Annotated in this window: 15 protein-coding genes and 1 pseudogene; 10 read left to right on the top strand and 6 right to left on the bottom strand. The window is 73.5% G+C overall.

All coding sequences use genetic code 11. From position 1 onward, the window contains the following. Positions 1-71: 71 nt before the first annotated feature. Positions 72-2,570 (bottom strand): aminopeptidase N, encoded by a 2,499-nt coding sequence (gene pepN / locus Sru02f_RS08865; protein ID WP_167469524.1) that lies wholly within the window; start codon positions 2,568-2,570, stop codon positions 72-74. Between the two features lie 129 nt (positions 2,571-2,699). Further along, the gene (locus Sru02f_RS08860; RefSeq protein ID WP_109031883.1) at positions 2,700-3,050 is read right to left on the bottom strand and encodes a chorismate mutase; all 351 of its coding nucleotides are present in this window, start codon (positions 3,048-3,050) and stop codon (positions 2,700-2,702) included. 133 nt (positions 3,051-3,183) lie between these two features. Here Sru02f_RS08860 and Sru02f_RS08855 point away from each other — a divergent pair. Continuing rightward, a pseudogene (locus Sru02f_RS08855) lies at positions 3,184-4,083 on the top strand (hypothetical protein). A gap of 40 nt (positions 4,084-4,123) precedes the next feature. Beyond that, positions 4,124-4,753 carry an SIMPL domain-containing protein gene (locus Sru02f_RS08850; protein WP_167469523.1) on the top strand — a complete coding sequence of 210 codons (630 nt, stop codon included), beginning with the start codon at positions 4,124-4,126 and terminating at the stop codon, positions 4,751-4,753. 19 nt (positions 4,754-4,772) lie between these two features. Here the strand turns inward: Sru02f_RS08850 and Sru02f_RS08845 are convergent, their stop codons facing one another. Beyond that, on the bottom strand, positions 4,773-5,498 hold the full coding sequence (locus Sru02f_RS08845; protein WP_174855071.1) for a vWA domain-containing protein: 726 nt from the start codon (positions 5,496-5,498) through the stop codon (positions 4,773-4,775). 156 nt (positions 5,499-5,654) lie between these two features. On the opposite strand from Sru02f_RS08845, the gene Sru02f_RS08840 reads away from it, so the two are divergent. Beyond that, entirely contained in the window at positions 5,655-6,590 is a 936-nt protein-coding gene (locus Sru02f_RS08840; RefSeq protein ID WP_109031879.1) for a rhomboid family intramembrane serine protease, read from the top strand. A 13-nt stretch (positions 6,591-6,603) separates the two neighbouring features. Continuing rightward, on the top strand, positions 6,604-7,521 hold the full coding sequence (locus tag Sru02f_RS08835) for a chitosanase (RefSeq protein ID WP_109031878.1): 918 nt from the start codon (positions 6,604-6,606) through the stop codon (positions 7,519-7,521). 140 nt (positions 7,522-7,661) lie between these two features. On the opposite strand, the gene Sru02f_RS08830 is transcribed toward Sru02f_RS08835, so the two are convergent. From Sru02f_RS08830 to Sru02f_RS08820, 3 genes are all read right to left on the bottom strand, one after another. Continuing rightward, complete coding sequence (locus tag Sru02f_RS08830) at positions 7,662-9,125, bottom strand: glutamate synthase subunit beta (RefSeq protein WP_109031877.1); 1,464 nt, start codon at positions 9,123-9,125, stop codon at positions 7,662-7,664. Further along, positions 9,118-13,662, bottom strand: a complete 4,545-nt coding sequence (gene gltB / locus Sru02f_RS08825; protein ID WP_109032108.1) for a glutamate synthase large subunit — start codon at positions 13,660-13,662, stop codon at positions 9,118-9,120. Before gltB ends, Sru02f_RS08830 begins: the two co-directional genes overlap by 8 nt. Before the next feature lie 441 nt (positions 13,663-14,103). After that, positions 14,104-14,835, bottom strand: coding sequence for a VIT1/CCC1 transporter family protein (locus Sru02f_RS08820; RefSeq protein WP_109031876.1), 732 nt, complete (start codon positions 14,833-14,835; stop codon positions 14,104-14,106). Between the two features lie 233 nt (positions 14,836-15,068). On the opposite strand from Sru02f_RS08820, the gene Sru02f_RS08815 reads away from it, so the two are divergent. From Sru02f_RS08815 to Sru02f_RS08790, 6 genes are all read left to right on the top strand, one after another. After that, the gene (locus Sru02f_RS08815) at positions 15,069-16,451 is read left to right on the top strand and encodes an ADP-ribosylglycohydrolase family protein (RefSeq protein WP_373103426.1); all 1,383 of its coding nucleotides are present in this window, start codon (positions 15,069-15,071) and stop codon (positions 16,449-16,451) included. A 136-nt stretch (positions 16,452-16,587) separates the two neighbouring features. Further along, entirely contained in the window at positions 16,588-17,865 is a 1,278-nt protein-coding gene (locus Sru02f_RS08810; RefSeq protein WP_109031874.1) for an ADP-ribosylglycohydrolase family protein, read from the top strand. Continuing rightward, positions 17,862-19,040: an ADP-ribosylglycohydrolase family protein gene (locus Sru02f_RS08805; RefSeq protein ID WP_109031873.1), complete on the top strand. Its 1,179-nt coding sequence runs from the start codon at positions 17,862-17,864 to the stop codon at positions 19,038-19,040. The genes Sru02f_RS08810 and Sru02f_RS08805 overlap by 4 nt, the downstream gene beginning before the upstream one ends. Continuing rightward, the gene (locus Sru02f_RS08800; RefSeq protein ID WP_109031872.1) at positions 19,028-20,431 is read left to right on the top strand and encodes an ADP-ribosylglycohydrolase family protein; all 1,404 of its coding nucleotides are present in this window, start codon (positions 19,028-19,030) and stop codon (positions 20,429-20,431) included. The genes Sru02f_RS08805 and Sru02f_RS08800 overlap by 13 nt, the downstream gene beginning before the upstream one ends. Then, positions 20,389-21,603 carry a CaiB/BaiF CoA transferase family protein gene (locus Sru02f_RS08795; protein ID WP_109031871.1) on the top strand — a complete coding sequence of 405 codons (1,215 nt, stop codon included), beginning with the start codon at positions 20,389-20,391 and terminating at the stop codon, positions 21,601-21,603. Before Sru02f_RS08800 ends, Sru02f_RS08795 begins: the two co-directional genes overlap by 43 nt. Further along, on the top strand, positions 21,600-22,424 hold the full coding sequence (locus Sru02f_RS08790) for an HpcH/HpaI aldolase/citrate lyase family protein (RefSeq protein WP_109031870.1): 825 nt from the start codon (positions 21,600-21,602) through the stop codon (positions 22,422-22,424). The genes Sru02f_RS08795 and Sru02f_RS08790 overlap by 4 nt, the downstream gene beginning before the upstream one ends. Positions 22,425-22,435: the final 11 nt, after the last annotated feature.

Here is a 22,435-nt window from a genome sequence, read left to right as displayed (position 1 = left end):
CCCGGCGGCTCTCCACCGGGGACACGGCCGGTCCCGCCGCGCCGCGCGCGTGGGGACCGGCCGCGGCCGGGTCAGTCCGTGTTCGCCTCCCGCACCCGCAGGGCGCGCGCCAGGTCGTCGAGCTGGTCGGTGAGCTTGCGGCGCAGGGCGGGGATCGGATCGGCGTCGGCGAGGCACTCCCGGCCCAGGCGCAGGGTGTCGGCGTCGACGGCGTGGGCGGGGAAGGCCCAGCGGCCGGCGGCGTCGGCCATGGCGGGCCCGCGGCGGGCGGCGAGCGCGACGGCTTCGGGGTAGTAGCGCGGTACGTAGTCCCTGACCAGCTCGGCCTGTTCGGGCTGCCAGAAGCCCTGGGCGGTGGCGGTGAACAGGTAGTTGGAGAGGTCGTCGGAGGCGAACATGGCCTCCCAGGCGCGGGCCTTGGCCTCGGTGTCCGGCAGCGCGGCGCGGCAGCGGGCGGCGCCCTCCTGGCCGGTGGCGCTCGGGTCGTTCGCCAGCTCGGCGGCGATGGCGGCCTCGTCGGTGGCGCCGAGGACGGCGAGCCGGGTGAGGATGCGCCAGCGCAGCTCGGGGTCGAGTTCGGGTCCGCCGGGGACGGTGCCGTCGGCGAGCCAGGCGGCGATGGTGTCGGGGTGGGCGGCCGTCGCGATGCGGTGCCGTACGGCGATCAGGCGCAGCCCGGGGTGGTCGCCGTCCTCGGTGCGGCGGATGAGGTCGCGGCAGAGGTCGGCGAGGGTGTGCAGGGCGGCGGGCCGCTGCTCGGGGGTGACGTAGCGGTCGGCCACCTGGCCGGCGGCGAAGGCGAGGACGCCGTCGACGAGCGCGAGGTCGCTCTCGTGCGGGAGGTGGGTGCGGGCGATGTCGAGGTAGGTGGCGGCGGGGAGTTCGCCGTCGCGGACGGCGTCCCTGAGGGCGTTCCAGACGACGGCCCGGGTGAGCGGGTCGGGCAGGCCGGACAGGCTCTCGCGGACGGCCCGGAAGGAGTCGGGGTCGAAGCGGACCTTGGCGTAGCTCAGGTCGCCGTCGTTGAGCACCACCAGGGCGGGGAGCTTGCCGATGGGCCGGGGCTCGGCCTGGGGGACGTCGATGTCGAGGCGTTCGCGCGGGGTGAGGAGGCCCTCGTCGCCCGGGTCCTGGTCGTAGAGCCCGACGGCGATGCGGTGGGGGCGCTCGCCGGTGTGCCGGACGGTGAGGGTGCGGCTGCCGTTGTCGCCGGTGACGCTCGGGACGAGGGTGTCGACGCCGGTGGTGCGCAGCCAGGCGTCGGCCCAGGCGTGGACGTCGCGGTCGGTGGCGGCGGCCAGGGAGTCGATGAAGTCGGCGAGGGAGGCGTTGGCGAACTTGTGCCGCTCGAAGTGGATGTTGATGCCGGCCAGGAAGTCCTTCTCGCCGAGCCAGGCGACGAGCTGGCGCAGGGCGGAGGCGCCCTTGGCGTAGGAGATGCCGTCGAAGTTGAGGAGGGCGGAGGCGGTGTCCTGGACGTCCTCGGGGGCCACGGGGTGGGTGGAGGGGCGCTGGTCGGCGTCGTAGCCCCAGGCCTTGCGGGTGACGCCGAAGTCGGTCCAGGTGTCGGTGAAGCGGGTGGCCTCGGCGGTGGTCTGGTAGCCCATGTACTCGGCGAAGGACTCGTTCAGCCAGATGTCGTCCCACCAGCGCAGGGTGACGAGGTCGCCGAACCACATGTGGGCCATCTCGTGGGCGATGACCATGGCGCGGGTCTGGCGCTGGGTGTCGGTGACGGCGGACCGGAAGACGAACTCGTCGCGGAAGGTGACCAGGCCGGGGTTCTCCATCGCGCCGGCGTTGAACTCGGGGACGAACGCCTGGTCGTAGGAGTCGAAGGGGTAGGGCTCGTCGAACTTCTCGTGGTACCGGTCGAAGCACGCGCGGGTGACGTCGAGGAGTTCGCCGGCGTCGGCGTCCAGGTGCGGGGCGAGCGAGCGGCGGCAGTGGATGCCGAAGGGCAGGCCGCGGTGCTCGGTGCGCACGGAGTGCCAGGGGCCGGCGGCGACGGCGACGAGGTAGGTGGAGATCGGTGGGGTGGTGGCGGCCCGCCAGCGGCCGTCGCCGGTGTGCTCGGTGACGCCGTTGGCGAGGACGGTCCAGCCCTCGGGGGCGGTCACGGCGACGTCGAAGACGGCCTTGAGGTCGGGCTGGTCGAAGGCGGCGTAGATGCGCTGGACGTCGTCCAGGAAGAGCTGGGTGTAGACGTAGGTCTCGCCGTCGCTGGGGTCGGTGAAGCGGTGCATGCCCTCGCCGGTGCGGGAGTACCGCATGGCGGCGTCGACGCGCAGCTCGTGCTTGCCGGGTGCGAGGTTCTTCAGCGCCAGCCGGTTCTCGTCGAGCGCGGCCGGGTCCAGGGGCTGTCCGTCCAGCGTGACGGCGCGCAGCTCCGCGGGCTTGACCTCGACGAACGTGTCCGTGCCGGCCGTGTCGCCGCGGACGGTGAACCGGATCACGGTCCGGGAGTCGAAGGTCTCGTCCCCACGGGTCAGATCGAGGTCGATCGCGTAGTGGTGGACGTCGAGGAGCCGGGAACGGGTCTGCGCTTCGTCGCGCGTCAGTACGGACATGCACGACATGCTGCCTGATGCGGTGGGCAGGGCACAGAGGCGGTTCGGTACGCGCGGTATGTCCGGTCCGCCGCGCCGGCCGTCGCACTCCCCCGGCGTGCGCCCCCGTGGGCGGGGGCGCACCCGGTTTCAGTCGGTGGCCGGTGCGCCGCCGGCGGCGTTGCCCTCCGCGATGCGCTCGTGGTGGTGGATCACCTCGGCGACGATGAAGTTCAGGAACTTCTCGGCGAACGCCGGGTCGAGCTTGGCGCTCTCGGCGAGGGTGCGCAGCCGGGCGATCTGCTGGGCCTCGCGGGCCGGATCGGCGGGCGGCAGCTGGTGGCGGGCTTTGAGGTGGCCGACCTGCTGGGTGCACTTGAAGCGCTCGGCGAGCATGTGGACGACGGCCGCGTCGATGTTGTCGATGCTGTCCCGCAGCCGGGCCAGCTCCTCGCGGACGGCGGGTTCGACGGCACCGGTGCCGGTGTTGCTGGTGGTCATGGGCGCACACCCTACGGGCGGGGGCCCGGTCGTCGCAGACCGTCTCAGGCGCTGAACGCCGTACGGTCCTCGTGCGGCTCGTACAGTGGGGGCAGGGTTCAGGAGGCAGGTTCAGGCGTCTTGGGGGTCGGACGTGGCGAACGGCGGACCGGTCGAGCACGGGTTCCCGCACCTGGAGACGGTGCGGGCGGCGGTCACGGCGCTGTACCGGCGGTTGTCGTACGACACCGTACGGACGTTCTCGGCCAGTGTGGCCCCGGTGGACGTGGCGTTCTGCGACACGGACGACCTGTACCTGGGTACGCAGCGGGTGGCCCACGAACTGGTGCGGCACTACCGGCTGCCCGACGCCCGCGTGATCGTCTCCTTCCGCGAGATGACCCACGCGGCGAACGTGGAACTCACGGCGGGCCCGGAGTACTTCATCGAGCTGAACGACCGCTTCCGCACCCATCGCCGGGACATCGGCGCGGCCCTCGCGCACGAGGTGATGCACGTGTACCTGCACCGCCTCGACCTGGCCTTCCCCGCCACCCGGGACAACGAGATCCTCACCGACACGGCGACGACGTACCTGGGCGCCGGCTGGCTGCTCCTCGACGCCTACCGGGAGGACGCGGCGACCTCGCAGAAGCTGGGGTACCTGACCCCGGAGGAGTTCGGCTACGTCCTGGCCAAGCGGGCGCTGGTGTTCGGCGAGGACCCGTCGGTGTGGTTCACCAGCCCGCAGGCCTACACGGCGTACGGCAAGGGCCTGGCCCGGGCGCGCCGGGACGGGCAGCAGCCGCCGCTGACCGCGGCCGGCTGGGCGGGCTAGCGCCGCTACGCCCGGGACCGCCGGCACGCGCAGGACCCGCACGCCGCCGGGGCTGCGGCGGCCGGCGACCCCTACTCCTTCACCGCTCAGCCGCCCGGACAGCTCCGGGTGTCGTTCCCCTGCCCGACCTGCCACCAGCGGATCAGGGTGCCGGTGCGGGGGCGGGTCCGGGCGCGGTGCGGGCTGTGCCGGACGGTGCTGGAGTGCGACACGTAAGTCGCCGCGCGGGGGGCGGGGCCGCTGCTTCAATGCCCTTATGACACAGGCCATCGAAGAACCGTGGGGCATCAGCGTGTTCGGCTCGGGCACGGTGCGGGCCGAGCCGTCGCTCGCTCGGGTGCGGCCGGCGGTGGACGTGCTGGAACCGTCGCCGGAGCAGGCCTTCCAGCGGGCCGGGGAGGCCGTGGTCCGGCTGCGGGAGGTGCTGCGGCGGCACGGCGTGCCGGACGCCTCGGTGTCGGGCTCCCGGCTGGGCCTCAGCTCGGAGTACGACGGTCACGCCCGTGGCCGGACGCTGCTCGGGTACCGGTGCCAGGCCTCGTACTCGGTGGAGACCGGGGCGCTGGACGACCTCGAGCGGCTGATCGCGGACGTGGTCGACGCGGGCGCGCACCGGATCGACGGCGTGGAGTTCGACGTGCGCGACCGGCCGGCGCTGCTCGACGAGGCTCGGCGCAGGGCGGTGGCGGCGGCCCGCCGCAAGGCCCAGGTGTACGCGGAGGCGGCGGACGCGCGGCTGGGGCCGGTACTGCACATCCAGGACGTGGAGTCGGAGCCCGTCGCCGCGTTCCGTGCCTCCGCGGGCGGCGGCCCGCCCGGCGCGCTGGCTCCGGGTGCGGTGGAGGTGTCCGCCCGGGTCGTGCTGGGCTTCTCCCTGCGGCACTGACCGCCGCGCCCGGGCGCCTTCAGGAGGGCCGCACGATCCCCTGGGCGCGTGCGGCCGCCAGCCACTGCGGGAACTCGCCCACCAGCCGGTCGTACAGCTCGGCGTCGGTCACCTTGCGCGGGTCGCGGCCCGCGTGGAAGAACCCGGCGTTGTCGATCACCCGCTTGCCGGGCACCGCGAGTTCGTCCAGCTTGCGCAGGTACTCGAACTGGCGGCTGTCCGGGTCGCCGAAGCCGACGAACTGCCAGAACAGCGGCAGCGGCGCTGCCTTGCACAGGTACCGCTCGGCGGCGAGCCGGTTGATCGGGCCGCCGTCGGTCTGGAAGACGACCAGGGCGGGATGGCGGGCGCCGCTGTCCAGGTAGTGGTCGATGACGGCGTCCATGGCCAGGTGGTAGCTGGTCTTGCCCATGTGCCCGAGCCCGGCCACGATCCGCTCGATCCGGCCCTGGTGGTCGGCGAGCGCGATCTCGGTGACGGCGTCGACGTCGGTGGAGAAGAACACCACCGGCACGGTGCCGTCGTCGTCGAGGTGGGCGGACAGGCTCAGCACCCGGTCGGCGAGCGCCTGCACGCTGCCGTCCTTGTAGTACGGCTTCATGGAGCCGGAGTAGTCGACGACGAGGTAGACCGCGGCCCGGGTCCCCTCCATGCCGTGCTTGGTGAGCGACACCCCGGCGGTCTTGTACAGATCGACCAGCGCGGGCGCCGTCTCCCGCACCTTGGTGAGACTGATCGCGGCCATGCGGACTCCCCCGTCACCCCTGCCCTGCGGCATCCGGGTGCCGAGGCTACGGCACGGCGTACCCCCGCCGCTCGGCCGGTCCCCCGGCATTCGCTATTTTGTTCGCCGCCGTCCCCACCGGCTCACCGTCCGCCCCGTCCCCGAGGAGCCGGCCCCGTGGATTCCGAGTCCACCGCCACCACCTGCTACCGCCATCCCGCGGTGGAGTGCCACGTACGCTGCACCCGCTGCGAGCGGTACATCTGCCCCGACTGCATGCGCGAGGCGCCCGTCGGCCACCAGTGCCCCGAGTGCGTGCGGGAAGGGGCGCGGTCGGTCCGGCGGGCCAGGACCATCGCCGGGGGCCGGATCTCGACGACGCCCGTGGTGACGTACGTGCTGTTCGCGCTGAACGTGCTGGCGTACCTGGCGGAGCTGGTGCGGCCGGAGCTCGTGGACCGGTTCGCCATGGTGGGTTCGCGGCTGGTCGCTCCGGACGGCACTCCCCTGATCGGCGACGGCCTGGTCCTCGGCTCCGGACCGCTGCGGGTGGAGGGGGTCGCCGGGGGCGAGTGGGAGCGGATGCTCACCGGCGCGTTCCTGCACCAGTCGCCCTTCGAGGGCACGTTCGGACTTCTGCACATCACGATGAACATGGTCGTGCTGTGGCAGTTGGGGCGGGTGGTGGAGCTGATGCTCGGCCGGACCCGCTTCGCCGTCCTGTACCTGCTGTCGGCGCTCGGCGGTTCCGTACTGGAACTGGTCCTCGCCGATCCCTGGCAGGCCTCGGTCGGCGCGTCCGGTGCGGTCTTCGGCGTGGGGGCCGCGTACTACGTGCTGCACCGCAGGCTCGGCGCCGGGATGGGGCGGGTCAACCGCTTCATGGCCGGGCTGCTGCTGTGGCTGGTGGTGTCCGCCTGGTTCACCTCGTGGCAGGGTCATCTCGGCGGCCTGCTGGTGGGCGGCGCGCTGGCCCTGGCCTACGCGTACGCGCCCCGGGACGGGCGCCGGGTGGCGGTGCAGGCCGGCGCGGGTGCCGCGCTGGTGGTGCTGCTCGCGGTGACGGCGGCGGTGAAGGTGTCGGAACTGACCGGCGGAAGTGTTCCCCTATGAGAGGTGTCCCCCAATGAAACGTGCCGGAGTGCTGCTCCTCGGGGCGCTTCCCGTGATCGCCGCGGGCGTGTACTTCGCCGTGCCGGACGACTCGGCGGACCCGGCGGACACCGCGGCCGCCTCCGCGTCGTCCTCGGCCACCGCCCGGTCGACCCGCGACGACGCCAAGGACCGGGCCGAGCAGGAGCGGGAGGCGGACGACGCGCTCGTCGCCGACCTGCCGCCGGGGCTCGCCGCACCGGCCGAGAAGGAGCTGGCCCAGCAGCTCGTGTCCAGCGCCGAGAACTCGACCACGAAGTGGCGCACCGCCTACGGCAGCATCCAGGACGTGGGCGACGGCGACGGGTACACCGCGGGCATCATCGGCTTCTGCACCGGCACCCACGACCTGCTCATGCTGGTCGAGCGCTACACCGAGGACCACCCGGACAACGGACTGGCGAAGTACCTGCCCGCCCTGCGCGAGGTGGACGGCAGCGACTCGCACGAGGGCCTGGACCCGGGCTTCACGGCGGCCTGGCAGGCGGAGGCCGAGGTCCCGGCGTTCCGCGCGGCGCAGGAGGAGGAGCGCGACCGGGTCTACTTCGAACCGGCGGTGCGCCTGGCCAAGCTGGACGGCCTGGGCACGCTGGGCCAGTTCGTCTACTACGACGCGATGGTCTTCCACGGCCCCGACACCGACGCCGAGGGCTTCTACGGGCTGCGCGAGCGGGCCATGGCCGAGGCGAGGACGCCGGGGCAGGGCGGCTCCGAGAAGGCCTACCTGGCGACCTTCCTGGACGTCCGCAAGCAGGCCATGGAGGCCAAGCGGCCGGGCATCGACACCTCCCGCGTCGACACGGCCCAGCGCCGGTTCCTGACGGCCGGGAACCTGAAGCTGGCGACGCCGCTGGTGTGGGAGATGTACGGGGACACCTACCGGGTGCCCTGAGCATGCGACAGCGCCTGCCCATGGTCCGGTCGGGGACGGGGCAGGCGCCATCAGTGTTCCGCACGCCTTTGTGCGGGACGTTCTTCGGTTGTTCCGTCCGTCAGGACGGTCGTCCGCCCGTCGGGACGGTTTCCCGTCCGTCAGACCGCGAGGGCGCGGTCCGTCGGGCGGATCGGGGCCGGCAGGTCGCTGGCCCCGGTCAGGAAGCGGTCGGCGCCGCGCGCGGCCGAGCGGCCCTCGGCGATCGCCCAGACGATGAGCGACTGGCCGCGGCCGGCGTCACCGGCGACGAACACACCCGGCACGTTGGTCTGGAAGTCGGCGTCCCGGGCGATGTTACCCCGTTCGTCGAGCTCCAGGCCGAACTGGTCGACCAGACCGTTCTCCTTGTCGGTGCCGGTGAAGCCCATGGCGAGGGTGACCAGCTGGGCCGGGATCTTCCGCTCGGTGCCCGGCTTCGACGTGAGCTTCCCGTCGACGAACTCGACCTCGCTCATGTGCAGCCACTGGACGTTGCCGTCCTCGTCGCCCTCGAAGTGGGTGGTGGAGACGGCGTAGACCCGCTCGCCGCCCTCCTCGTGGGCGCTGGTGACCTTGTAGAGCATCGGGAAGGTCGGCCACGGCTGGCGCACCGCGTCCCGCTCCTCGCCCGGCCGGGGCATGATCTCCAGCTGGGTGACGGAGGCCGCGCCCTGGCGGTGGGCGGTGCCCACGCAGTCGGCGCCGGTGTCGCCGCCGCCGATGACGACGACGTGCTTGCCCTCGGCCGTGATGGGGGGCGCCACGTAGTCGCCCTCCTGGACCTTGTTGGCCAGCGGCAGGTACTCCATCGCCTGGTGGATGCCGTTCAGCTCGCGGCCGGGGACCGGCAGGTCGCGGGCGGTGGTGGAGCCGGCGGCGATGACGACGGCGTCGTAGCGCTTCTTCAGGTCGGTCGCCTTGAGGTCGCGGCCGATCTCGACGCCGGTGCGGAAGCGGGTGCCCTCGGCGCGCATCTGCTCTATGCGGCGGTTGATGTGCCGCTTCTCCATCTTGAACTCGGGGATGCCGTACCGGAGGAGGCCTCCGACGCGGTCCGCGCGCTCGTAGACGGCGACGGTGTGACCGGCCCGGGTGAGCTGCTGGGCGGCGGCCAGGCCCGCCGGGCCAGAGCCGATGACGGCGACGGTCTTGCCGGACAGGCGCTCGGGGATGCGCGGGGCGACGTCCCCGGTCTCCCACGCCTTGTCGATGATGGAGACCTCGACGTTCTTGATGGTGACCGGCGGCTGGTTGATGCCGAGCACGCACGCCGACTCGCACGGGGCCGGGCACAGGCGGCCGGTGAACTCCGGGAAGTTGTTGGTGGCGTGCAGGCGCTCGGACGCCGCCGACCAGTCCTCGCGGTAGGCGTAGTCGTTCCACTCGGGGATCAGGTTCCCGAGCGGGCAGCCGTTGTGGCAGAACGGGATGCCGCAGTCCATGCAGCGGCTGGCCTGCTTGCTGATGATCGGCAGCAGGGAGCCGGGAACGTAGACCTCGTTCCAGTCCTTGACGCGCTCGTCGACGGGACGGGTCCTGGCGACCTCGCGCCCGTGGTTGAGAAAGCCCTTGGGATCAGCCATTGGTCGCCGCCTCCATCATCTTCTCGGTGGTCTCGGTCTCGGAGAGACCGGCTCGCTCGGCGGCGTCCTTGGCGGCGAGCACTGCCTGGTACGTGCTGGGGATGATCTTGCTGAAGCGCTCCACGGCGGCGGGCCAGTCGGCGAGCAGCTTGCCCGCGACCGTGGACCCGGTCTCCTCGGCGTGGCGGCGCACCACGTCGTGCAGCCAGTCCTTGTCGGCGTCGTCCAGGGCCTGGACCGCGTCGACGTTTCCGACGTTCACGTTGTCGCGGTCGAGGTCGACGACGTAGGCGATGCCGCCGGACATGCCGGCCGCGAAGTTGCGCCCGGTCTCGCCGAGGACCACCGCGTGGCCGCCGGTCATGTACTCGCAGCCGTGGTCGCCGACGCCCTCGGAGACGACCAGCGCGCCGGAGTTGCGGACGCAGAAGCGCTCGCCGACCTTGCCGCGCAGGAACATCTCGCCGCCGGTGGCGCCGTAGCCGATGGTGTTGCCGGCGATGGTGGAGTACTCGGCGAGGTGGTCGGCGCCCCGGTCGGGGCGGACGACGATCCGGCCGCCGGACAGGCCCTTGCCGACGTAGTCGTTGGCGTCGCCCTCCAGGCGCAGCGTGATGCCGCGCGGCACGAAGGCGCCGAAGGACTGGCCGGCGGAGCCGGTGAAGGTGATGTCGACGGTGTCGTCGGGCAGTCCGCCGCCGCCGAACTTCTTGGTGACCTCGTGGCCGAGCATGGTGCCGACCGTGCGGTTGATGTTGCGGATCGCGACCTGGGCGCGCACGGGGGCGGCCTGGGTGGCGTCCGCGGCGGCCAGCGCGTCGGAGGCCAGCTTGATCAGCTGGTTGTCCAGCGCCTTCTCCAGGCCGTGGTCCTGGACGACGGCCTGGTGGCGCACCGCGCCCTCGGCCAGCGCGGGCACGTGGAACAGCGGCTCGAGGTCGAGGCCCTGCGCCTTCCAGTGGTCGACCGCGCGGGTCACGTCGAGGGTCTCGGCGTGGCCGACGGCCTCCTCGATGGAGCGGTAGCCCAGCTCGGCGAGGATCTCGCGGACCTCCTCGGCGATGAACCGGAAGAAGTTCACGATGTACTCGGCCTTGCCGGAGAAGCGCTCCCTGAGGACCGGGTTCTGGGTGGCGATGCCGACCGGGCAGGTGTCCAGGTGGCAGACGCGCATCATGACGCAGCCGGAGACGACGAGCGGCGCGGTGGCGAAACCGAACTCCTCGGCGCCCAGCAGCGCGGCGATGACGACGTCGCGGCCGGTCTTGAGCTGGCCGTCGGTCTGGACGACGATGCGGTCGCGCAGGCCGTTGAGCAGCAGGGTCTGCTGGGTCTCGGCGAGGCCCAGCTCCCAGGGGCCGCCCGCGTGCTTGAGCGACGTGAGCGGGGAGGCACCGGTGCCGCCGTCGTGGCCGGAGATCAGCACCACGTCCGCGTGCGCCTTGGACACGCCCGCCGCGACCGTGCCGACGCCGACCTCGGAGACCAGCTTGACGTGGATCCGAGCCTGCGGGTTCGCGTTCTTCAGGTCGTGGATCAGCTGGGCCAGGTCCTCGATGGAGTAGATGTCGTGGTGCGGCGGCGGGGAGATCAGGCCGACACCGGGGGTGCTGTGCCGGGTCTTGGCGACCCAGGGGTACACCTTGTGGCCGGGCAGCTGGCCGCCCTCGCCGGGCTTGGCGCCCTGGGCCATCTTGATCTGGATGTCGTCCGCGTTGACCAGGTACTCGCTGGTGACGCCGAAGCGGCCGGAGGCGACCTGCTTGATGCTGGACCGGCGCGCCGGGTCGTACAGGCGCTCCGGGTCCTCGCCGCCCTCACCGGTGTTGGACTTGCCGCCCAGCTGGTTCATGGCGATGGCGAGGGTCTCGTGCGCCTCCTGGGAGATGGAGCCGTACGACATGGCGCCGGTGGAGAAGCGCTTGACGATCTCGGAGACGGGCTCGACCTCGTCGAGGGGGATCGGCTGCCGGTCCGACTTGAAGCCGAACAGGCCGCGCAGCGTCATCAGCCGCTCGGACTGCTCGTTCACCCGCTCGGTGTACTTCTTGAAGATGTCGTACGTGCCGGAGCGCGTGGAGTGCTGGAGGCGGAAGACCGTCTCGGGGTCGAACAGGTGCGGCTCGCCCTCGCGGCGCCACTGGTACTCGCCGCCGATGTCCAGGGCGCGGTGGGCCGGCGCGATGCCGCTGGCCGGGTAGGCCTTGGCGTGGCGGGCGGCGACCTCCTTGGCGACGACGTCGATGCCGACGCCGCCGATCTTGGTGGCGGTGCCGTTGAAGTACTTGGCGACGAACTCCTCGTCGAGGCCGACGGCCTCGAAGACCTGGGCGCCGCGGTAGGAGGCGACGGTGGAGATGCCCATCTTGGACATGACCTTGAGGACGCCCTTGCCGAGCGCGTAGATCAGGTTGCGGATGGCCTGCTCGGGCTCGCCGTCGTCGGTCTGCAGGAAGGTGCCGGCCCGGACCAGGTCCTCGACGGACTCCATCGCGAGGTACGGGTTGACCGCGGCGGCGCCGAAGCCGATGAGCAGGGCGACGTGGTGGACCTCGCGGACGTCACCGGCCTCGACCAGCAGGCCCACCTCGGTGCGCTGCTTGGTGCGGATGAGGTGGTGGTGGACCGCGGCGGTGAGCAGCAGCGAGGGGATCGGCGCGTGCTCGGCGTCCGAGTGGCGGTCGGACAGGACGATCAGCCGGGCGCCGTTCTCGATGGCGGCGTCGGCCTCGGCGCAGATCTCCTCGATGCGCGCGGCCAGCGCGTCGCCGCCGCCGTGCACCCGGTAGAGACCGGAGAGCGTCGCGGCCTTGAAGCCGGGCATGTCGCCGTCGGCGTTGATGTGGATGAGCTTGGCCAGCTCGTCGTTGTCGATCACCGGGAACGGCAGCAGGACGCTGCGGCACGAGGCGGCCGTCGGGTCCAGCAGGTTGCCCTGCGGGCCGAGCGAGGAGCGCAGCGAGGTGACCAGTTCCTCGCGGATGGCGTCCAGCGGCGGGTTGGTGACCTGGGCGAAGAGCTGGGTGAAGTAGTCGAAGAGCAGCCGGGGCCGCTCGGAGAGCGCGGCGATCGGCGAGTCGGTGCCCATGGAGCCGATCGGCTCGGCGCCCGCCTTGGCCATCGGCGCGAGGATGACGCGCAGCTCCTCCTCGGTGTACCCGAAGGTCTGCTGGCGGCGGGTGACCGAGGCGTGGGTGTGCACGATGTGCTCGCGCTCGGGCAGGTCGGACAGCTCGATCTCGCCGGCTTCCACCCACTCGCCGTACGGCTGCTCGCCGGCGAGCTGGGCCTTGATCTCGTCGTCCTCGATGATGCGGTGCTCGGCGGTGTCCACGAGGAACATGCGGCCGGGCTGGAGGCGGCCCTTGCGGACGACCTTGGCGGGGTCGATGTCGAGGACGCCGACCTCGGAGCCGAGGACGACGAGGCCGTCGTCGGTGACCCAGTAGCGGCCGGGGCGCAGACCGTTGCGGTCGAGGACCGCGCCGACCTGGGTGCCGTCGGTGAAGGTGACGCAGGCGGGGCCGTCCCAGGGCTCCATCATCGTGGAGTGGAACTGGTAGAAGGCGCGCCGGTCCGCGTCCATGGAGGCGTGGTTCTCCCACGCCTCGGGGATCATCATCAGCACCGAGTGCGGCAGCGAGCGCCCACCGAGGTGGAGCAGCTCCAGGACCTCGTCGAAGGAGGCGGAGTCCGAGGCGTCCGGCGTACAGATCGGGAAGATCCGCTCCAGGTCCGCGGACGAGCCGAACAGGTTCGAGGCCAGCTGGGACTCGCGGGCGCGCATCCAGTTGCGGTTGCCCTTGACCGTGTTGATCTCGCCGTTGTGCGCGACGAAGCGGTACGGGTGGGCGAGCGGCCACGACGGGAAGGTGTTGGTGGAGAACCGGGAGTGCACGAGCGCGATCGCGGAGGCGAACCGGCGGTCGGACAGGTCCGGGAAGAACGGCTCCAGCTGGCCGGTGGTCAGCATGCCCTTGTAGACGATGGTCCGCGCGGACAGCGACGGGAAGTAGACACCGGCCTCGCGCTCGGCGCGCTTGCGCAGCGCGAAGGCGTGCCGGTCCAGGGCGATGCCCCGCGAGGCGCCGTCGCTCACGAAGATCTGACGGAAGACCGGCATCGTGGAGCGGGCGGTCGCGCCCAGCATCTGCGGGGCGACCGGGACCTCGCGCCAGCCGAGGACGGTGAGGCCCTCCTCGTGCGCGATCGTCTCGATGCGCGAGACGGCGTCCTCGGTGCCGTCGACCGGCAGGAAGGCGATGCCGACGGCGTACGCCCCGGCCTCCGGCAGCTCGAATCCGGCCACCTCGCGGAAGAACGCGTCGGGCACCTGGGAGAGGATGCCGGCGCCGTCGCCCGAGTCGGGCTCGGAGCCGGTGGCGCCGCGGTGTTCCAGGTTGCGCAGCACGGTGAGCGCCTGGTCGACCAGGGTGTGGGACGCCTCGCCGGTGAGGGTGGCGACGAAACCGACGCCGCACGCGTCGTGTTCGTTGCGGGGGTCGTACATACCCTGCGCGGCAGGGCGAGCATCCATGAAGGACCAGTTCTGGCCACTCACGGAGTGCTGGGACGGCTGGCGCGGCGTACGCATCGGCTCTCCCGTCGTCGTCATCTGGCATGTGGCAAGTGCCGAGGGACGACGTTGGCCCTCTGCGGTGGGTGCATCAGTGGCTGAAAAATTTGGTGCAGGTTACATGATGGATTGGTTCTCGGTAAACGGGACAATCCGTTCCAGCATGCGGACACCGGCAGGGTGCGGTGGGGGTTCCGCACCTGCGGTGGAAGCTATGGAGACCGAGGCGAACAGATCGATGTCCGTCGGTCCGAGGGAGCGGAAGGAGCGTCGTCGCCCGCTCCGCGCGTGCACGGCAGGCTTCGTTGCCCGCAGCGCTTACGGCTCATGCCCGGAGATTACGCACTCGAAACCAGCGAGTAACGGCTACTTATGCGGCCCTCCGCATAAGTTCGAGCCGGACTATCCTACGGCCGTTCCGAACAGGCTGCCCAGGAGATACGTCACACCGGCCGCCGCGCCACCGAGGGCGAGCTGCCGCAGGCCGCTGTACCACCAGCTGCGGGCCGTGACCTTGGCGACCACCGCGCCGCACAGGAACAGCCCGGCCAGCGCGAGCAGCACCGCGGGCCACAGCGCACTGGCGCCGAGCAGGAACGGCAGGACGGGGAGCAGGGCGCCCAGCGCGAAGGAGCCGAACGAGGACACGGCGGCGACGGTCGGCGAGGGCAGGTCGGAGGGGTCGATGCCCAGCTCCTCGCGGGCGTGTATCTCCAGCGCCTGCTCGGGATCGCTGGACAGCTGACGGGCCACCTCGCGGGCCAGCTCCGGCTCGACGCCGCGCGCCTCGTAGAGCGCGGCCAGCTCGGCCTCCTCGTCCGCCGGGTGCTTGCGCAGCTCGCGGCGCTCCACGTCCAGCTCGGCCTCGACCAGCTCGCGCTGGGAGGCGACGGAGGTGTACTCGCCGGCGGCCATGGAGAAGGCGCCGGCGGCCAGTCCGGCGAGCCCGCTGATCACCACGGTCTGCTGGCTCGCCGTACCGCCGGCGACGCCGGTCATGAGGGCGAGGTTGGAGACCAGCCCGTCCATCGCGCCGAACACGGCGGGGCGCAGCCAGCCGCCGTTCACGTCGCGGTGGGTGTGGTTGTCGCGGTGCGCCTCGTGCAGCGGCGCCTCGGTCTCGATGATGGCCATGAGGGTTCCCCCGGAAGCTAGTTTGGACTCATTCCACTTTTTAACAACACCCAATCTACGCCGATCATTTCCGCTCCGCCAGCAAGGAAAGGCTGGGCTTACCTGGGGTTTTACCTCTCCGTACTCATCCGTGATCTTGTCCGCTCATATGTCGACCGGGTGACACCGGCCCCGGTTCGGCTGCGGTGCGCGCCGCACCGGGGACAGATGTGCGGAGGGAGAGGAGAGGCCGCATGGCATCCACCGCCTGCATTCCCCCGGCCCCCGCGCCGCAGGACGCCGTCGGGCTCCGCGACCGGGCCCGGGGCGCGCTGCTCGGCCTGGCCGTCGGGGACGCCCTCGGAGCGCCGGCCGAGAACATGAAGCCCTCCGAGATCCGCGCCCGCTGGGGCCGCATCACGGGCTACGTGGCCGACCGGCCCGCCGGTACCGACGACACCGAGTACGCGATCTTCTCGGGCCTGCTGCTGGCCCGCCACGGCGGCGCGCTCACCCAGGCCCATGTGGAGGCGGCGTGGCACGAGTGGATCGCGGACCGGGAGGAGGGCCCGTTCCGGGGCGCGGGCTTCAGCGAACGCGGCACCCTGGAGAACCTGCGCCGGGGCCTGGCCGCCCCCATCTCCGCCCAGCACCGGCACGCCTGGAGCGACGGACTGGCCATGCGGGCCGCGCCGCACGGCGTGTTCGCGGCCGGACGGCCCGCCGAGGCGGCCCGGCTGGCGGCGATCGACGGCTCGGTCAGCCACGAGGGCGAGGGCATCTACGGCGGCCAGGCGGTGGCGGCGGGCGTCGCGGCGGCGATGGCCGGGGCGTCGACCGTCGCGGTGGTGGCCTCCGCACTGGCCGTCGTCCCGGACGACTCCTGGACGGCGCGCTGTCTGCGCCGCGCGCTGACGGCGGCCCACCGCGGCGAGCGCGCGGTGCGCTCCGCGGTGGTCATCGGCGGCTACCCGTGGACCGACCTGGCCCCCGAGGCGGTCGCCCTCGCCTTCGGCGCGTACGCGGCGGCCGACGGCGACTTCGCGGACTCCGTGCTGACGGCCGTCAACATGGGCCGCGACGCCGACACCACCGCCGCGGTGGCAGGCGCCCTGGCCGGCGCGACCCGCGGCGTCCACGCCATCCCGGCCGACTGGGCCGGCGCCATCGGCCCGGCCCGCGGCTCCTGCCTGCCGACGATGGCCGGTCACCACGTCCTGGAGGTGGCGGACCTGCTGACCCGGTCGTCCCGCCCGGCGCCGCCGGCCTCGGAGCGGGTACGGGGCACCACGAAGCGGTCCCCCCGAAACCCGGACCGGTCACCGCCCGACCCGGAGCGAACGCCGCCGACCACCGAAACCGCACCACCGGACACGGAACCAGCACCCCGCACCCCGACGCGAGTGGCGTCCGACCAGGACCGCGTGCCGCCCGGCACGCACCCCCTGCCACGAGCCGCCGGGCCGGCGTCGTCCACGGAAGCGGAAACGGCAGCGGCAGCGGCAGCGGCAGCGGCAGCGGACGCGGACGCAGAACGAGCACCCCGGAACACGGGACGCGTGCCGCGCGGCGCGCCGTGGGTGCCGGGGCCGCCGGGCGGGCACCGGCAGAGGTGGCCGAGCCGCCGGTACGGGTGACGCGGGGTCCCGGGGCGGCCGCACGCCCCGTCCCGGGCAGGCCGCCCGCCGACACCGACCCCGGCGGCGGTCGGCCGCCGTCGGCCCCGGCCGCGCATGCACCCGCCCCGGACGCCCACGCGGCGGAGGTGGCGCCGTGAGCCGGGCTCGTGGTGCGGTCGGGGCGACGGGTGTCACGGCGTACGTCGAAGGGCCCGGTGTGCCGGAGGTGAGCGGGCCCGGTGGGAGCGGGCACCGGCCGGGGAGCGAGCCGGACACGGCCGCGGCGTCGCATGGGGTGCCGCTCTGCGACCGGGTCGAGGGGCTTCTCCTCGGGCTCGCCGCGGGGGACGCCGCCGGCTGGCCGGCCGCCCGGCACCGGGCCGCCCGCATGCCGGAGTGGACACGGCGGCTCACCCGCGAACTGGACACCTTCGCCGAACAGAACGCGACCACCACCCTCCCCGTCCCGATCGCCCTGAACCAGCCCCCGGAGCCGCTGTGCCTCGGCCCCTCGGACGACGCCGAGTGGGCGGCGTTCGCCGCGGAGGCGCTCCTGCGGGCAGGCGACGACAGCGTGCTCGGGGACCTGAGCCGGGACCGCCGGATGCGCGCCGCGATCGACCTGACCTGGAACGCCGTCGCCAGCGAGGTCGCCGCCGCCACGGAGCGCGCCCCGGAGGCCGAGTCCGCGGTGCTGCCGCTGCGCGCCCGCATCTCGGTGCGGGCCGGGCTCGGCAACCTCGCCGCCGGGCTGCGTCCGCCCGCCACCGGCCACGACAACCCGCACTACTTCGACGACGCCGCCTGCGTGCGGGCCTGCGTCCTCGCCGTCGCCCACCCCGGCGCCCCGCGCCTCGCCGCCGACCTCGCCGAGTTCGACGCCCGCTACACCCAGGACGGCGACGGTGTGCACGGCGCGCGGGCCATGGCGGCGGCGCTGGCCCGCGCCCTCGACGGCGCCGACGTGGACGCCTGCGTGGCGGCCGCGCTCGCCGAACTCCCCGAGGCGACGGAGATCGGCCGCAACGCCCGTCAGGCCCTGGCCCTCGCGGCGGCCGCCGAGAGCACCTTCGCCCTGGTCCCGCTCCTGGAGCACCGCATCGTCGACCACGTCTACAGCTACGGCATCGCCGCCGCCGAGACCGTCCCGGTCGCCCTCGCCCTGGCCGTCGCCGCCCGGGGCCGCCTCGCGGAAGCCGTCCCGGCGGCGGCCTGCCTGTCCCGGGTCGCGGACTCCGCACCCGCGCTGGCCGGCGCCCTCACCGGCGCGCTCGGCGGCGGCGCGTCGGTCCCCGCCTCCTGGCGGGACGCCTGCCGCACCCTGCCCGGCTGCGTACTGCCCCGGCTCACCGGCACCGACCTGGTCGAACTCGCCGGTCTCCTGCACGCCACGCAACCGTCCCCACCGGAAGGACGAGGCACCACCCCATGACTCCCCCGCCCCAGGACCACAGCACCGCAGCATCCCTCGACGAGCGCGTCACCGGCGCTCTCGTCGGCGCGGCCGTCGGCGACGCGCTCGGCGGTCCCGTCGAGGGCTACTCCCCCGAGCAGATCGTCGAACGCCACGGCGGCCGCGTCCACGGCGTCGTCGGTCCCTGGAACGGCGACGCCTGGCGCACCGCCCGGCCCATCGCCCCGTACCACAAGGGCGACGGGCACGTCACCGACGACACCCTGATGACGCACGCGCTGGTGCGGGTCTACGGCACGGTCCGCGACCACCTCGACGCCTACGCGGTCGCCGAACACCTGGTCCCGGACCTGGTCACGAACCCGCGCTGGATCCCGGAACTGGAGGCCGAGGCCCTGCCGCTCCAGCGGATCTTCCTCGCGGAGAAATGGCTGGTCGCACGGATCCACTACGGACACGTAGACCCCCGCGAGGCCGGCACCGGCAACATCGTCAACTGCGGCGCCGCGATGTACATGGCCCCGGTCGGCCTGGTCAACGCGGCCCACCCCGCGGCCGCCTACGCCGAGGCGCTGGACGTCGCGGGCGCGCACCAGTCGTCGTACGGCCGGGAGGCGGCCGGAGTCTTCGCGGCGGCGGTGGCCGCGGCCTGCGCTCCCGGCGCGACCCCGGACTCGGTGGTCGCCGCCTGTCTGTCGCTGGCCAAGGACGGCACCCGGGCCGCGATCGAGGCCGTGTGCGAGGTGGCCGCACGCCACCCGGACTTCGAGTCGGCGCTGGCACCGCTGCGGGCGGCGGTGGCCCCGTACGACACGGTGGGACCCGACTACCGCGCCCCCTCGCTCGGCGCCCGCCGCCCCTCGCGCCTGCACGCGATCGAGGAACTGCCCGTCGCCCTCGGCATGCTGCTCGTCGCCGGCGGCGACTTCCGGCACGCGGTGCTCGGCGCGGTCAACTACGGCCGCGACTGCGACTCCATCGCCACCATGGCGGGCGCGCTGGCCGGGGCGCTGGGATCGCCGGTCCCGGAGGACTGGGCCAAGACCGTCGCGGAGGCCAGCCGCCTGGACCTGTGGGAACCGGCGGCGGTGCTCACCGCGGTCGCGCGCGAGGTCTTCGCCCGGGACGTACGGCGCCGCCGGGCCCACCAGGAGGCGTTCGCCGCGATCGGGGGCGCCGGATGCTCCGGCTGACCTGGGTCCAGCCCGAGGACCTGGTCGGCCACGAGCTGCGCCAGGCACGGCTGGACGGCCGCGACGCGTCGGCGGTCGCGGCCCGCTGGCGCGCGGCGGGCGGCGGCGAGGCACCGGCCCGGGCGGGCGCCTCGCCCGGACCCGCCTCCCCCCGCCTGCGCCGCCTGGCGGAAGACCTGCTGGACGAACTGGCCGGCCTGCCCAGTCCCCTGGCGGCGGCCGAGCCGACGGAACTCGACCGGATCCGGGCACTGTGCCCCGACTGGCCCGCCCCGCATCCCGCAGCCCGTGTGTCGCCCGGCCGGCTGGAGGCCGCCTGGCTCGGCCGCGCCGCCGGCTGCCTCCTCGGCAAACCCGTCGAGAAGCTCCCCCTCACCGGTATCCGGCTGCTCGGCCGGGCCGCCGGCAACTGGCCCCCGACCGCGTACTTCACCGCCCGGGGCGTCCCCCGCGACCTGCTCACCGCACACCCCTGGAACCGCCGCTCCGCGCCGACCTCCCTCGCCGAGAACATCGACGGCATGCCGGAGGACGACGACCTCAACTACCCGCTGCTCGCTCTCCTGCTCCTGCGGCGCCACGGCAGAGCCTTCACCACCGGAGACGTGGCCCGCGTCTGGCTCGACGAACTCCCGCCCGGCCGCACCTTCACCGCCGAACGGGTCGCCCTCCGCAACCTCCTCACCGGCCTCGAACCCCCGCACACCGCCCGCCACCGCAACCCCTTCCGCGAGTGGATCGGCGCCCTGATCCGCGCCGACGTGCACGGCTGGACCAACCCCGGCGACCCGGGCGCCGCCGCCGAGCAGACGCACCGCGACGCGACCCTCAGCCACACCGCCAACGGCGTCCACGCGGCCATGTTCGCGGCGGCCGTCGTCGCCACCGCCGCCCCCGACGACGCACCCGACGTCCACGCCTGTCTGCGCGCCGGACTCGCGGTCGTCCCGCCCGGTTCCCGCCTCGCCGGGGCCGTCCGGCACGCCGTACGGCTCGCGGGCGCGCACGCCGACTTCGACACGGTCGTGGACCGGCTCCACGCCGTCCACTCCCCGGCCCACCACTGGGTGCACGCGATCCCCAACACCGCCCTGATCGCCGCCGCGCTCACCCACGCGGACGGAGACTTCACCGGCTCCGTCTCCCGCGTCGTCTCCGGCGGCTGGGACACCGACTCCAACGGCGCCACCGTGGGCGGCGTCGCCGGACTGCTCGCCGGTTCCCCCGCCGCGCTTCCCGAGCACTGGACGACCCCGCTGAAGAACCGCCTCGCCACCTCCGTCGGCGACTTCGACGGCACCGGCTTCGACACCCTCGCCCACCTCACCCACCGGGAGGCCACCCGCCCATGCCCGAGCCCGCCGCCCCCGCCCCCGTCTCCCCTCCCCTGACCGGCCTGCGCGTCCTCGACCTCGCCACGCTCTTCGCGGGACCGCTCGCCGCCACCATGCTCGGCGACTTCGGCGCCGAGGTGATCAAGGTCGAGCACCCCACCCGGCCCGACCCCTCCCGGGGACACGGTCCCTCGAAGGACGGGGTGGGCCTGTGGTGGAAGCTGCTGGGCCGCAACAAGCGCACGATCACCCTGGACCTGTCGAAACCCGCCGGGCGCACCACCCTGCTCCGGCTCGCCGCCACCGCCGACGTGGTCGTCGAGAACTTCCGGCCGGGCACCCTGGAGAAGTGGGACCTGGGCTGGGACGAGCTGTCCGCCGTCAACCCGCGCCTGGTCCTCACCCGGGTCACCGGCTTCGGCCAGTTCGGACCGTACGCGCGCCGTCCCGGCTTCGGCACCCTCGCCGAGGCCATGAGCGGTTTCGCCGCGATGACCGGCGAGCCCGACGCGCCGCCGACGCTGCCGCCGTTCGGCCTCGCGGACTCGATCGCGGCGCTGGCGACGGCGTACGCCGTGATGACCGCGCTGGCCGCCCGGGAGCGCACCGGCGAGGGCCAGGTCGTCGACATGGCGATCATCGAGCCGATCCTGACCGTGCTGGGCCCGCAGCCCCTCTGGTACGACCAGCTCGGCCACGTCCAGCCGCGCACCGGCAACCGCTCGCAGAACAACGCCCCGCGCAACACCTACCGCACCGCCGACGGCACCTGGGTCGCCGTCTCCACCTCGGCCCAGTCGGTCGCCGAGCGGGTGATGCGGCTGGTGGGCCGCCCGGAGCTGATCGACGAGCCCTGGTTCGCGACCGGCGCCGACCGGGCCCGGCACACAGACGTGCTGGACGCGGCGGTCGGCGACTGGATCGCCCGGCACACCCGCGCCGACGTGCTCGCGGCGTTCGAGAAGGCCGAGGCGGCCATCGCACCGGTCCAGGACGTGCGGGACGTGCTGGCCGACCCGCAGTACCAGGCCCTCGACACCGTCACCACGGTCGACGATCCCGAGCTGGGCCCGCTGCGCATGCAGAACGTCCTCTTCCGGCTCTCCGCCACCCCGGGCGCGATCCGCTGGGCGGGCCGCCCGCACGGCGCCGACACCGAGGAGGTGCTGACCGGGCTGGGACTCACCCCGGCGGACGTCAAGGAGCTGCGTGAGGACGGCGTCGTATGACCGCACCCCCGCTGACCTGGCTGTACGTGCCGGGGGACCGGCCCCCGGTGGTGGCCAAGGCGCTGGCCGCCGGTGCCGACGTGGTGGTGATCGACCTGGAGGACGCGGTCGCCGCCGACCGCAAGGAGTACGCCCGCGACGCCACGGCCGAGCTGCTCACCGAGCCGCAGCCGGTGCCGGTGCACGTCCGCGTCAACGCCCTGGACGGTCCGCTCGCCGCCGGGGACCTGGCGGCGCTGGCCGCGCTGCCGGGGCTGTCCGGGCTGCGGCTGCCCAAGGTGACGTCGCCGGAGCAGGTGACCGGCGTCGCCGCGCTGACCGGCGGACCGCCGCTGTACGCCCTGCTGGAGACGGCCCTGGGGGTGGAGCGGGCGTACCGGATCGCCGCGGCCCATCCGGCACTGCGCGGGATCGCCCTCGGTGAGGCGGACCTCCGTGCCGACCTGGGCGTGCGCGGGGACGCGGGCCTGGACTGGTCGCGCTCGCGCGTGGTCGTGGCCGCGCGGGCGGCGGGCCTGGCGCCGCCGTCCCAGACGGTGCATCCGGACACCCGGGACCTGGAGGGCCTGGCGGCGTCCTGCGCCCACGGCCGCGCCCTGGGCTTCCTGGGGCGGGCCGCGATCCACCCGCGCCAGCTGCCGATCATCGAGCGGGCCTATCTGCCCACCGAACGGGAGCTGGAGGAGGCGGAGACGATCGTCAAGGCGGCCACGGTCCAGCCGGGTGCGCAGGCGCTGCCGGACGGCCGGTTCATCGACGCGGCGGTGGTGGCGACGGCCCGGCGGACGCTGTCGCTGGCCCGGCGGCCCACCCTGTCCTGAACCCCGGCCCC

It is taken from the genome of Streptomyces rubrogriseus (assembly GCF_027947575.1).
Taxonomy (GTDB): Bacteria; Actinomycetota; Actinomycetes; order Streptomycetales; family Streptomycetaceae; genus Streptomyces; species Streptomyces rubrogriseus.
Note: the sequence above shows the minus strand (reverse complement) of the source record. Positions and strands in the feature narration are given on the sequence as shown.